This window comes from Spiroplasma endosymbiont of Nomada ruficornis (genome assembly GCF_964030795.1).
In the GTDB taxonomy this organism is placed as follows: Bacteria; Bacillota_I; Bacilli_A; order Mycoplasmatales; family VBWQ01; genus Spiroplasma_E; species Spiroplasma_E ixodetis_A.
This window is the reverse complement of record NZ_OZ034962.1, coordinates 1,252,192-1,266,067: the sequence shown is the minus strand read 5'-3', so window position 1 is coordinate 1,266,067 and position 13,876 is coordinate 1,252,192. Positions and strand designations below refer to the sequence as shown.

At 23.2% G+C, this 13,876-nt stretch carries 12 protein-coding genes; 4 read left to right on the top strand and 8 right to left on the bottom strand.

What is annotated here, in order from left to right:
- The first annotated feature begins 27 nt into the window (after positions 1-27).
- Positions 28-978 (top strand): IS30 family transposase, encoded by a 951-nt coding sequence (locus tag AAHM79_RS07650; RefSeq protein ID WP_342257541.1) that lies wholly within the window; start codon positions 28-30, stop codon positions 976-978.
- 12 nt (positions 979-990) lie between these two features.
- Here the strand turns inward: AAHM79_RS07650 and AAHM79_RS07645 are convergent, their stop codons facing one another.
- From AAHM79_RS07645 to AAHM79_RS07620, 6 genes are all read right to left on the bottom strand, one after another.
- The gene (locus tag AAHM79_RS07645) at positions 991-1,521 is read right to left on the bottom strand and encodes a hypothetical protein (protein ID WP_342257540.1); all 531 of its coding nucleotides are present in this window, start codon (positions 1,519-1,521) and stop codon (positions 991-993) included.
- A 117-nt stretch (positions 1,522-1,638) separates the two neighbouring features.
- Positions 1,639-5,202 carry an ABC transporter permease gene (locus AAHM79_RS07640; RefSeq protein WP_342257539.1) on the bottom strand — a complete coding sequence of 1,188 codons (3,564 nt, stop codon included), beginning with the start codon at positions 5,200-5,202 and terminating at the stop codon, positions 1,639-1,641.
- Between the two features lie 2 nt (positions 5,203-5,204).
- On the bottom strand, positions 5,205-5,924 hold the full coding sequence (gene rnc, locus AAHM79_RS07635) for a ribonuclease III (RefSeq protein WP_174481262.1): 720 nt from the start codon (positions 5,922-5,924) through the stop codon (positions 5,205-5,207).
- Positions 5,925-5,952: 28 nt separating this feature from the next.
- Positions 5,953-6,981 carry a phosphate acyltransferase PlsX gene (gene plsX / locus AAHM79_RS07630; protein WP_174481261.1) on the bottom strand — a complete coding sequence of 343 codons (1,029 nt, stop codon included), beginning with the start codon at positions 6,979-6,981 and terminating at the stop codon, positions 5,953-5,955.
- Positions 6,982-7,738: 757 nt separating this feature from the next.
- Positions 7,739-8,134, bottom strand: a complete 396-nt coding sequence (locus AAHM79_RS07625; protein WP_342258248.1) for an IS30 family transposase — start codon at positions 8,132-8,134, stop codon at positions 7,739-7,741.
- Positions 8,135-8,146: 12 nt separating this feature from the next.
- The gene (locus AAHM79_RS07620; protein WP_342257538.1) at positions 8,147-8,689 is read right to left on the bottom strand and encodes an IS30 family transposase; all 543 of its coding nucleotides are present in this window, start codon (positions 8,687-8,689) and stop codon (positions 8,147-8,149) included.
- 158 nt (positions 8,690-8,847) lie between these two features.
- Between AAHM79_RS07620 and ruvX the strand changes: the two genes are divergently transcribed.
- Positions 8,848-9,273 carry a Holliday junction resolvase RuvX gene (ruvX, locus tag AAHM79_RS07615; RefSeq protein WP_174481257.1) on the top strand — a complete coding sequence of 142 codons (426 nt, stop codon included), beginning with the start codon at positions 8,848-8,850 and terminating at the stop codon, positions 9,271-9,273.
- A 16-nt stretch (positions 9,274-9,289) separates the two neighbouring features.
- Complete coding sequence (gene udk, locus AAHM79_RS07610) at positions 9,290-9,910, top strand: uridine kinase (protein ID WP_342257537.1); 621 nt, start codon at positions 9,290-9,292, stop codon at positions 9,908-9,910.
- 424 nt (positions 9,911-10,334) lie between these two features.
- Here udk and AAHM79_RS07605 read toward each other — a convergent pair whose 3' ends face one another.
- Both AAHM79_RS07605 and AAHM79_RS07600 read right to left on the bottom strand, forming a co-directional pair.
- Entirely contained in the window at positions 10,335-10,946 is a 612-nt protein-coding gene (locus AAHM79_RS07605) for a hypothetical protein (RefSeq protein ID WP_342257536.1), read from the bottom strand.
- 315 nt (positions 10,947-11,261) lie between these two features.
- Positions 11,262-12,212 (bottom strand): IS30 family transposase, encoded by a 951-nt coding sequence (locus AAHM79_RS07600; RefSeq protein ID WP_342257535.1) that lies wholly within the window; start codon positions 12,210-12,212, stop codon positions 11,262-11,264.
- Positions 12,213-12,454: 242 nt separating this feature from the next.
- On the opposite strand from AAHM79_RS07600, the gene AAHM79_RS07595 reads away from it, so the two are divergent.
- Positions 12,455-13,870 carry a glycine--tRNA ligase gene (locus tag AAHM79_RS07595; RefSeq protein ID WP_342257532.1) on the top strand — a complete coding sequence of 472 codons (1,416 nt, stop codon included), beginning with the start codon at positions 12,455-12,457 and terminating at the stop codon, positions 13,868-13,870.
- Positions 13,871-13,876 lie beyond the last annotated feature (6 nt).

The window sequence follows — 13,876 nt, the reverse complement described above, 5'->3', positions numbered from 1 at the left end:
GTTTAGAAAAAATTAAGGAGTTTTTATATGAGTTATAAACATCTTGGCATAGATGAAAGGATTTATATTGAGAATCAATTTAAATTTAAATTTAAAATTAGTGAAATAGCTAAAAATCTTAATCGAAGTATTAGTACTATTATTCGAGAAATTAATAGAAATAAAGATAATAATCATTATTTTTCATTAATTGCACAAAATAAAGCTGAAAATCGAAAACAATCACATATTAGTTTTCATAAGTTTAAAAATAAGAATTTAGTAAAATATGTACAACAAAAATTACTATTAGGTTGATCACCTGAACAAATTTATGGCAGAATTAAAAATTTTCATAAAGAGTGAGTTATTAGTTTTAAAACAATTTATACTTGAATTTATTTTGGAATGCTTGATAAAGTTACTAGTAAAAATTTAAGAAGAAAAGGTAAAAAACGAAAATCTAAAGAAAATCGTGGCAAGTTTAATGGTAAATCAATTAAAGAACGAGATATAAATGTTAATGATCGTATAACACTTGGTCATTGAGAAGGAGATACTATAGTATCATCACGAGGTAAAAGCAAATCATGTTTAATAACTTTAGTTGAAAGAGTATCACGATTTACTTTAGCAATATTAGTTAAAAACAGAACTACTAAAGTTATTAATAAAAATGTCAGTTATTATTTATCAATTCTTCCTAAAAACATTGTTAAAAATATTACTTTTGATCGTGGCAAAGAATTTTCAAATTGACAACAACTTGAAAAAAATTTAGATGTAAAAATTTATTTTGCCAATCCATATTCACCTTGACAAAGAGGTACTAATGAAAATACTAATGGTTTAATTAGAGAAAAATTTCCTAAAAAATTTATTTTTTCAAAAACTAATAAAAATGAAGTTCATAAATTTATATTGTCTTTAAATCAAAGACCGAGAAAAATACTAAATTATCTTTCACCAATCGAATATTTGGATAGAAAAATAATTTAGTTGCACTTACCTTTACAATTTAGCATATTCTTCAGAAGAGTTATAACCTTGATGATAATCATTAGGAACTAATAGTTTAAAATCAACATAATCATGATGATATTTAGTAGATATATTATTTCCAATTTGTAAATAATTATTAGCATGAGAATCACTTAAATCACTACTACCATTAAAAATAAAACGATAAGTATTGGTATTAGCTTTAACTAAAGCAATTTGAAAAGTTGCATGATTTAATTTAAAAGTATCAATACTATCATCTTGTTTATAATATGACATATTTTCCAATCATAATCCTAAATGTGTTTTATAATAATTATATTCTTTTTCAAAACTATTTTTTTCAATTGTTAATTCATTTAATTCTTGAAAATTAGTATTTTGACTAATATCATTTAAATATTGATTTTCTACATATTGATCAGAAAATTGAATGCTTAAAAAAGTTATAATCATAATCATAACTAAAAAGCCTAACCCTAAAACTTGAATAATATTTTTTCTTTGTTCACGCAAATAATTAAAAAATATTTTTACCATATTCCACTAACCTCAGTTGATACTTCAAATTAATTTTATCAATTTAAAAATATTTTTTCAAATTAAAACATTTTAATGTGTAATTTTTTATTTAATAGCAGCAAACCAGATTATATATTATTTAGTTAATGTCATTAATTGTTTATTATTAACGTTTAACTTTCAAGTAATAATGTATGAAACTAAATAAATTAAAATATTTATACTAATCATCAATGCAAAATATCATCAACGAAAAACAATAGGAAATGCGATTTTTGCAAAAGTTGCTAATAAATTAGAAAGTACCATTACTAAAGAAGGAACAATAAAAACAGCAACCAAACTACTCATTACCAATGCCGGTATTATTACCAGAAAGAAATTATAAGAAACTTCTAATGCCGTATAGCCTAAACTTCGTAAAAGATTAATTAATATTAAATTATCACGAACACTAATATTAGTAACAATAACAATAATCATTAATGATAATATAACACTAAAAATATCAAAAAATGAAATGATTATTTGTAAACTATATTGATTATTCTTCATAATACTACGTAAATTACTAATATCATACACTGATGATAATGAAGTACTAATACCTTTACTTTCCAAATATCCTGAGTGTGAAATTTGTGCTAAATCAATATTATAATCATTTTTATTACTAATAATTGGTAAGTAATGTTTAAACTCATTATCAGTAAATTTGCTTAATTTACTATTAGCAAAATTATTTTCTAATAAATCACTTTTACTACCAAACAAAATCTCATTAAGTCAAAGTTTAGGCATTACTATTATTTTTGGATCTAATTTATTAATATAATCATAAGCAATACCAATTATATATTTTATTTGATTATCTAATCCTTTATACCTATAAATAACACTATTATTAAGTTGTTCTCCACCATTATAAACATTGGCAACCGAAGGTAAAGCAGAAGTAGCCATTGGAATAAATTGAACAGCACTACTATCTGGATGTTTAATTCCTAATTTTTGAATTAAATGATTACGAATATTAATAAATTGTTTATCTTGCCAATTATTAGAAACTTCCATATCAGCTAAATTTAATTTACTAAAAGTAGAGAAATCACTTATACTAAAATTTAGAGATAAAAAATCACTTAAACTATCATCAATACCATAAGCAGTTCTTGGTGCACTTCAATTTTTAAAAGATTCTTTTGATAAGGTTTGTGTATCATTATCAAAAACAGCACCAAGCTGATTAGGAAGTAACAGATTAGCCTTATCAAGTTCTAATTGTGTGTATGGTCCTTCATACTGTTCATCATAAGGAATTAAACCAAAACTTACCAATAAATCAGTATTGTTTTTACCGTTATTATTGGTTAAATAATTAAATAATATTTTATTTTTTTCTAAGAAATCCTTAACTATTGGTGGAATCTTTGATGGATTAGCAGCAATTCACTGTTTTATTTTTAATAATTCACTACCCATAATATAACGATTTTGAACATTAATCATAATTGATTTATTAGGATTAAGAGGATCAAATCGTTTAATTGCCGCTAATAATTCTGGATATAATGAAATTTTGCTTTTAATATTATCAACACTATTAAATTGATACATTAATTTATTTTCGTTATTAATAAAGTTAATTTTAATATTATCATCAAATTGATAACCATTTTGATAATTAAAATTAGTTCCCACAAATTGTGAACCTAACATATTATTAACTAAACCACTAGCAGCAAGCGCAAAGAATACTAATGTTGCAGCAAAAATAATAGTAAAACACATAATTAATGTTTTACCAAAACTACGTAGTGAAGTAGTAACGGCCAACTTATTACGATAACTAAATCTACCAATCACATATCTTGCAATAAAAGTAAAAGTTGAACTAATATTTATTTTATATTTTTGTTTTGAAATATTATTAGTAATTAAATCTAAGGGTTTACTTCTTAATAAGAATAATACCATTAAAAAACTAATGAAAGTTAAACTAATGATTGGAATAACAAGTAATAAAATAGCGGTAACAATATTAAAGTACCAACCATAACTAATTAAGGCAACAGTACTAATATTAGTAATATAAATTAAATAATGCGCAACTGGAATCGAAATTAAAACACCAATAATAGCAAAAATAATTAAAGGAGCAATAATTGAAATTACTAATGATATACTTAACTGTCAACTTTTATATCCTGTTGCTTTTAAAATTCCAATTCATTTTTTATTACGATCAATCATTTTAAAAGTAATAATAAAAATAATAATAGTAGTCACAATAAAAATCAAAATTAAAAATAAACTAGAAATCTCTTCAATAACATTAATTCTATTATTAATGGAACTAAAAGATCATTCTTGCATACTAGTATAAAATCTAAGATTATTGATATTTAAAGGTGAAACTATTTTATTATAATCAATACCATTATTATAATATTTTGTACTTGCTATATCAGTAGGTGTTTTATAAGTTGCATGAAGATAATTATAAATTCATTCATTGTTTATTTGTGAATCAATATTTTTAGCCAAATCAGGATTAATACCTAAAAAAAAATCATCAATATTACTGCTAAATGCCTTTAAATCGGATTCAACTTTGCGCATCGTATTACCATTAGTAAAAGCGACAGTATTATTTTTTAAATCAAGTGAATTACCAAAATAACGACCAACAAATGCTGCTAATGAGCTTGTAGCATAACCACGAATAATAAACGTTTGTCCAGCAATTACATAATTTTGACCAATATGTAAATTATTTAGTTCAGCAAAATGTTTGTAAATTAAAATTTCATTATCTTGTAATGGTTTTTCTGTTAAACTTGGGCCACCATCTTTGACAATAATTGCTTTATTAACAATATATTCGGGTCCTGTTTCAATAAAAGCAAAATTTTTACTAGTAATTAATAAATCACGGACCATAACAGCATGTTGTCATTCAATATCTTTATATAACATTCCCATTGACATTATTTCATATAACTTAGCTTCATTTTTAATATCTATTTCACTATAGTTTCGATTAGCATATGACAATTGTCCCTTAAAATTATCATTATAAAACTGTAAAGCAGCTTCACTAGTAATCATAAAATTTGTTGCATTTTCTGGATTTTTTTCTGGATGTAATGGATCATATAGATATTGATTTAGCATATTAGCATATTGTTCTATCGTTGCTTTATGAATATCATAAGATGGATAATTAATAGGAATATTAATTTTAAAATCAATATAATTATGGCTAGTATCATTAAAAAGACTATCACCAATAGCAAAATATTCTTTACTACTAGCGTCCCCACCATGAAAAGTAAAACGATATATATCAGGTCTAGTAGCATCTGGTATTGTTAACTGAAAAGTAGCTTTTGCCATCTTTTCTTTATCAATAGTATTATCTTTTTGATAATAATTAATATTATTTAAATAAGAACCAGCTTTATCTTTTTCATTATATTTTCCATCAAAATTAACATATTCTACTGGTGAAAAAAATGTATATTGATCAAATTCATTATGAGCAATATCGTTAACATATTGTTCAAATAAATAATTATTAGAAAAATTTAATGATAAAAAGGCAATAATCATAATCATTACTAAAAAACCTAAACCAAACATTTGTAATAAATTGTTTTTTTGTTCACGAATATAATTACGTAATAATTTAAACATGTTTATCCCTTCTTATGATCACTTATTAATAAATTAGATTTTGACAGTTTTGCTAAAGCTGACTTTGCTGCTTCTTGCTCAGCTTTCTTTTTATTTGTTCCTACTCCTTTCCCCATTAGTATTTTATTATCTAAATACACATGAACAATAAAATAAGTAATATTATCTTTTTTAATTTGTTCCATAGTTTTATAATTAATAGGATCTCTTTTTTCTGCCTGTACTAATTCTTGTAATTTAGTTTTATAATCAATAATTGTTTCTAACTGATTAGTTTTAATCAATTCAAATAAGGTTAAGTCTAAGATTTTTTTCACTGCACTATTTCCTAAATCAAGATATACTGCAGCAAGAAATGATTCAAAAACATCTGATAAAATGCTTTCTCGTTGTTGCCCACCTGTATTTTTTTCACCATTTCCCAAAAATAAATAATCTTGTAATCCTAAAGCAATTGCCACTGCTGCCAATGTTTCTTGTCTAACTGCTTTACTACGTAAACTTGTTAATTGTCCCTCATCTTTATTTGGAAATAAGTGTCAAATGTAAGTTGAAATATTTTCCCCTAAAATCGAATCACCCAAAAATTCTAATCGCTCATATGAATAATCTAAATTATGTTCGTTTGAAAAAGAACGATGAGTAAACGCTTCACGATAATTACGATTAGATTTAATTTTTTCTAAAATACTCGATTTTAAAATATGTTCAATATTAATCATATTTTTCTCCTTAATACTTATTTATAAATTATAATTCTTGAATTTGTTTAGCTATTTTATTAGTAACATCTTGCTCAATAGCACGAATTAAAAGTTTTAAAGTACTATAATAAGATTTTTTATCACTAGATCCATGTGCTTTAAAAGCAATGCCATTAATACCTATTAATTGAGCACCACCTGTATTCTTATAATCAAAAGTCTTTTTAATATTTTTAAAAATACCAATTGACATTAAACCTAAAAATTTAGTTCATAAATTTTTTTTATAACCATTTTTAATTAATGTAAATAATAATGATGCCATGCCTTCAACTGATTTTAAAACAATATTACCTGAATAACCATCACAAATAATAATATCAACATCACCACTTAAAACATTTCGTGGTTCAATATTACCGTGAAAATTTAAAAAACTTAACTTTTCATTTTTTTGTGTTAATTGTTTTAGTTTAGCATATGTTGCTTTAGTTACTTCTGGACCTTTGCTTTCTTCAATACCAATATTTAGTAAACCAATTTTAGGACGTGAAATATTTTGAATAGTTTGACAATAAATATGACCCATTAATGCAAAATTAATTAATTCATCAACAGTGTTTTCAATATTTGCTCCAACATCCAATAATACTACTTGTCGATCTTTTATTAAAGTAGGCATAATTGGCATGAATGCCGGACGTTTAATGCCTTTGATTTCGCCTAATAAAAAATGACAAGCACCAAGATAGGCAGCAGTTGAACCCGAAGTTAGAATCCCATCTGCTTTTTTATTTTTAACTAACTGAATAGCTTGATTCATAGAAGAATCAGTCATTCTAATACCAGCGAGTGGACCATCATTCATAGTTATTACTTGGGTTGTTGCTAGTATTGTTATTCTTGATGATAATGGCTTATTTTTTAATAAAATCTGCAAGTTTCCATTAATTTGTTTTTCATCACCAACTAAACAAATTTCAACGTTTTTGAATTCTTTAATAACTTCTAACGCTGCAGCAATAGCGGGCAAACTACCATGGTCTGAACCCATTACATCAAAAGCAATTTTCATAGTTCCTCCTAAAAATAAAAAATAATTTAAGAAACCTTAAATAATATTATATTATAATTATTGATAGTTTAATTATACGTTAATTTTTTTAATTCCTTAAGATTAACAATCCAACTAATACTGCATTTATTTATTTATTTTTAAATATGAATATTTCATTATTTGCTAGTAAAAAGTTAAAAAACAATTTATCTCTAATTATTTTGATATTGATTTTCTAAATAATTGTTTTTATTTACACCAGTTTTTTTTAAAGACCAAAACCCTTTTATTTATTTTATTAATAAAAAAAACTTTAAAAGCAAAAAACTAATATAAATATAAAAATATCTTATCATAATTTTACTAAAATCAAAAATAATCAAAGAATTAAAAAAATATTAAAACATTTAATAGTGTTTATTTTTATTTATAAAATAAACACTATTAATTTGATTATTATTCATAAAAATAAAAATAAAGTTAATTAAAAATAATTTTTATTGTATTTTATTTTAAAAACTTTAGAATTTAGTTACTTCTTATTATATATCTAAGAAGGTATTGGAAAAAAATTAATAACACAACTAAAAACTTTACTTATAAACAGTAATTTTTTGGATATGATTTTAAAATACTTATAAATTGTTATAGTAAAACTAATTCAAAAAAATTAATACTACTGCTTTTGAGGATCTTGTAATATGATCCTTTTTAAAATATATAACTACTGTTATTAATAATAAATTAATATGCTAAATTGTAAAGGTAAGTGCAACTAAATTATTTTTCTATCCAAATATTCGATTGGTGAAAGATAATTTAATATTTTTCTCGGTCTTTGATTTAAAGACAATATAAATTTATGAACTTCATTTTTATTAGTTTTTGAAAAAATAAATTTTTTAGGAAATTTTTTTCTAATTAAACCATTAGTATTTTCATTAGTACCTCTTTGTCAAGGTGAATATGGATTGGCAAAATAAATTTTTACATCTAAATTTTTTTCAAGTTGTTGTCAATTTGAAAATTCTTTGCCACGATCAAAAGTAATAGTTTTAACAATGTTTTTAGGAAGAATTGATAAATAATAACTGACATTTTTATTAATAACTTTAGTAGTTCTGTTTTTAACTAATATTGCTAAAGTCAATCGTGATACTCTTTCAACTAAAGTTATTAAACATTATTTGCTTTTACCTCGTGATGATACTATAGTATCTCCTTCTCAATGACCAAGTGTTATACGATCATTAACATTTATATCTCGTTCTTTAATTGATTTACCATTAAACTTGCCACGATTTTCTTTAGATTTTCGTTTTTTACCTTTTCTTCTTAAATTTTTACTAGTAACTTTATCAAGCATTCCAAAATAAATTCAAGTATAAATTGTTTTAAAACTAATAACTCACTCTTTATGAAAATTTTTAATTCTGCCATAAATTTGTTCAGGTGATCAACCTAATAGTAATTTTTGTTGTACATATTTTACTAAATTCTTATTTTTAAACTTATGAAAACTAATATGTGATTGTTTTCGATTTTCAGCTTTATTTTGTGCAATTAATGAAAAATCATGATTATTATCTTTATTTCTATTAATTTCTCGAATAATAGTACTAATACTTCGATTAAGATTTTTAGCTATTTCACTAATTTTAAATTTAAATTTCAATTGATTCTCAATATAAATCCTTTCATCTATGCCAAGATGTTTATAACTCATATAAAAACTCCTTAATTTTTTCTAAACTAAATTTAGCATTATGAAATTTTTATATGAGAATTTTTTGCAATTTTATTTACTTGCACTTACAAGTATAATTCAGCTTATAAAATTAATATATTATTAAAATTAAAAAAAATATTAAGTATAATAAATTTATGAAATATTTAGGCATTGATTTAGGTAGTAAAACATTAGGGCTTGCTCGTGGTGAAGGAAAAATTGCTTTTTCTTGAAAAACTATTCGTTTCCCAGAGCATGATTTTAATAATGCTATTATCCAACTCCAAAATGCTATTAAAGAATATGATGCTGATATTCTTGTTTTTGGTTACCCTTTAAACATGGATAGCACAGTCGGCCCCAGCGCAAAAATTGTTTTAAATTTTATTGATAAATTTAAATTAACACAAAATAATGATAAACTAAATATTGTTTTACAAGATGAAAGAAGAACTACCTATTCTTCGCAGCAAATATTAATTAAATCTAATGTTTCTTCAAATAAAAGAAAACAAGTTAAAGATCAATTGGCTGCTGCTATTATTTTACAATCATACTTTGATAAAATAACTCAATCTTAAATTTTAGGAGATAAATGTGAAATATAAAAAAATTAATTTAATCGCTATCGCTGGCGGCAGTGCTTCAGGAAAAACAACAGTAGCAGAAAAAAATGCTGAAGCTTGTAATAAAAAAAATGTCATTTTTGTACAAATGGATAATTATTATCATGACCTTAGTAACTTAAAAGTTGAAGAAAGAAAAAAAACTAATTTTGATCATCCTAATGCTATTGATATGAAATTATTAATTCATGATTTAGAACAATTATTACTTGGCAATGCTATTGAAGAGCCTATTTATGATTTTAAAATCAATAGTCGCAGTAAAAACACTGAGATTATTGGTCCGGGTGATGTTATCATTCTGGATGGTATTTTTGCTTTAGAAAATCCTATTATTCGTGAATTATCTACTATCAAAATTTTTGTTGATACTGATAGTGATACTAGACTACTAAGAAGAATTAAACGAGATGTTAGTTTTAGAAATCGTACTCTTGACAGTGTTTTACAACAATATGCATTAACTGTTAAACCTATGCATGATGCTTTTGTTGAACCAACTAAACGTTATGCTGATATTATTATTCCTTTTGATTTTCATAATACTGTAGCTATTGATATTATTGCTACTAAAATTAAAGCAATTATTTAATAATTGCTTTAAGCTTTAATTTTTAAAATAACAATAAAATACATCTTAAATATGCATTTTTAAATTGTTTTTTATTGTTTTTTAAGTTAACAAGAAGATTATCAACTTAAATAATCAATTTTATTTTCATTTAAAAGAGATAAAATATTAAATTTCTGTATTTGCATTATTTGCTCATAAACACTATTTTTTATTTCATATTTTTTTTCTATACTATAAATATTTAAAACTTCAATTACTGTATTTCCATTTTCATGTGTTACTAAACCAAGTTCATTATTTAAATTAAATAATGTTTGAACATTAATTGATAAATCTAATACATAATTTACTTTATTACTATCTAAATCACTATAATATAATTTTGCTTTTTTACTTGCTAAATTTAAACTATAAAAATATATTTTACTATTTATTTCTGTTATTAATACTGTATCGTTAATGTTAAAAAATCATCTCCAATTATTGGTTTGGCTTCAGATTGACCTTTTTTTATAATTAACACACTATAACTTATAGGTTTATTTATAGATTTATAAATAGCAAGATAAATGTTTTCGTTTTTATCAATAAATATAGAATTAACCATTAGATTGTTTGGTAAATTTATTTTTTCAGCAATTTCAGTATTAATATTATATTTATAAAAACCATCAAAAGTTGTTACATAAATATTATTTTTTAAATAAGTAATATCAGTTACCATACCTGAAACTAATGGCATAGTTTTAAATTTATTTTTATTATTAAGAATTATTACTCCACCAGCAGAAGTTAAATAAATATTACCTTTAATATCAATTATCATGTGAAAAGAACCTACTTTGAATTCTTTATTTTCTCAATAAATTTCATTATCTCTGGTACTTATATTATATTTTCAAATTTTTTGTCCAGGTATATGAAGATCAGAACTATCAAAAGTTGTATAATACAAATTACCATTGTCATTCTGTGTTTGTTTTACATTTTTTGTTGATATTATATTTTTATAATTAAAGTTAGTATCTTGATAATTATCATATATTTTTTTCATTATATTGTCCTCTTCATTCTTTTTTTAAAATAGTTATTTTTATTATTTCTTATTTTAACTACATATCAATAATTCTAGTAACTAAAATCGATAAACGATATCACATGCTTACTAGAACTTACTATAAAAGAAAAATAATTAGTAGTTTTTTATTTTTGATTATCCATTATATTTTTATATTTCACATTATTTGAGTTAAACCTTGTTTACTTTAAAAATTAAAGTATCAGTCAAAAAATTCTATAAATTTTATAAAAATAATTATATTTATTTATTTTCTATAAGTCAAATGCTAAATTGTAAAGGTAAGTGCAACTAAATTATTTTTCTATCCAAATATTCGATTGGTGAAAGATAATTTAATATTTTTCTCGGTCTTTGATTTAAAGACAATATAAATTTATGAACTTCATTTTTATTAGTTTTTGAAAAAATAAATTTTTTAGGAAATTTTTTTCTAATTAAACCATTAGTATTTTCATTAGTACCTCTTTGTCAAGGTGAATATGGATTGGCAAAATAAATTTTTACATCTAAATTTTTTTCAAGTTGTTGTCAATTTGAAAATTCTTTGCCACGATCAAAAGTAATAGTTTTAACAATGTTTTTAGGAAGAATTGATAAATAATAACTGACATTTTTATTAATAACTTTAGTAGTTCTGTTTTTAACTAATATTGCTAAAGTCAATCGTGATACTCTTTCAACTAAAGTTATTAAACATGATTTGCTTTTACCTCGTGATGATACTATAGTATCTCCTTCTCAATGACCAAGTGTTATACGATCATTAACATTTATATCTCGTTCTTTAATTGATTTACCATTAAACTTGCCACGATTTTCTTTAGATTTTCGTTTTTTACCTTTTCTTCTTACATTTTTACTAGTAACTTTATCAAGCATTCCAAAATAAATTCAAGTATAAATTGTTTTAAAACTAATAACTCACTCTTTATGAAAATTTTTAATTCTGCCATAAATTTGTTCAGGTGATCAACCTAATAGTAATTTTTGTTGTACATATTTTACTAAATTCTTATTTTTAAACTTATGAAAACTAATATGTGATTGTTTTCGATTTTCAGCTTTATTTTGTGCAATTAATGAAAAATAATGATTATTATCTTTATTTCTATTAATTTCTCGAATAATAGTACTAATACTTCGATTAAGATTTTTAGCTATTTCACTAATTTTAAATTTAAATTTCAATTGATTCTCAATATAAATCCTTTCATCTATGCCAAGATGTTTATAACTCATATAAAAACTCCTTACTTTTTTCTAAACTAAATTTAGCATTATGAAATTTTTATATGAGAATTTTTTGCAATTTTATTTACTTGCACTTACAAGTATAATTCAGCGTTTTTAATAATATATAACACTTATAATAGGTTGACAAAACCTATCTATGAACATATTATTAACAAGATTATTCTTTTTAGAGATTTTATGTATTATTTAAGATATTTAAGAAAATTTTTATGATTAATGGAGGGGCAATGATTAATAAAATTATCAATGATAAGTCAATGAAGGAAATAATTACTCATTTAAAAGAAAATGGTTTTATTTTTCAAGGATCAGAAATTTATTCAGGCCTTGCTAATAGTTGAGATTATGGTCCGCTTGGTGTAGCACTTAAAAATAATATTAAGAAAAGTTGATGAGTTTTTTTTGTCGAAAAAAATCCATACAATGTTGGGTTAGATAGTTCAATTATTATGAAATCTAAAGTTTGAGAAGCTTCAGGGCATTTGAGTAATTTTAGTGATCCATTAATTGATTGTAAAAAATGTAAGTCTCGAGTTCGAGTTGATAATTTAATTAATCATTATTTTCCTAGTATTAATTGTGATAATTGAAGTAATGAAAAATTAGAAACATATATTAATCAAAATCATATTAAATGTATTAAATGCAATAATGAATATTGAACTAAAGTTAGACAATTTCAATTAATGTTTGAAACATATCAAGGTGTTTTAAAAGAAGATAAAAATAAAATTTATTTAAGACCTGAAACTGCACAAGGAATATTTATAAATTTTAATAATGTAAGAAATAGTTGTAATAAAAAAGTACCATTTGGTATTGGTCAAATTGGTAAAAGTTTTAGAAATGAGATAACTCCTGGTAATTTTATTTTTCGTACTAGAGAATTTGAACAAATGGAATTAGAATTTTTCTTTATTCCAAAGGATAAAAATGATAACACTTGATTTAATTATTGAGTTGATCAATGTAAAGAATTTCTCTCTCTAGTAGGTTTATTGAATTCAAAAAATATAAAATTTAAAAATCATGAACAAAATCAACTAGCACATTATGCATTAGCAACTACTGATATTGAATATAATTTTCCTTTTGGTATGAGTGAATTATGTGGTATAGCTAATCGTGGGAATTATGATTTAACAAAACATAGTGAGAATTCTGGTGTAAATTTTGAAATTCAAGATCCTAATGTTACAGTAAAAAGAATGGTTATTCCTTCAGTTATTGAACCTTCAATTGGTGTTGAAAGGCTTTTATTAGCTTTAGTTTGTGAAGCATTTACAAAAGAAGTTTTAAAAGACGATAAAGAACGGTTAGTGTTAAAATTAAATAAGATTATTTGCCCTTATCAAGTAGCTGTTATGTCTTTAAATAAAACAAAATTGGGTAAAGAGGCATATGACATTTTTGAAATGTTAAATAAAACACAATTAAGAGTAATTTATGAAGCATCATCAAGTGTTGGTAAATCTTATCGTTATCAAGATGGTATTGGTACTATGTATTGTGTAACAATTGATTATGACACAAAAACTAAAGGTACTGTTACAATTAGAGATCGTGATACTACAAATCAAGTGATAGTTAAAGTTGATCAACTTAAAGAATATTTATATGACAAATTAGACATTATTTGTTAGAATTGT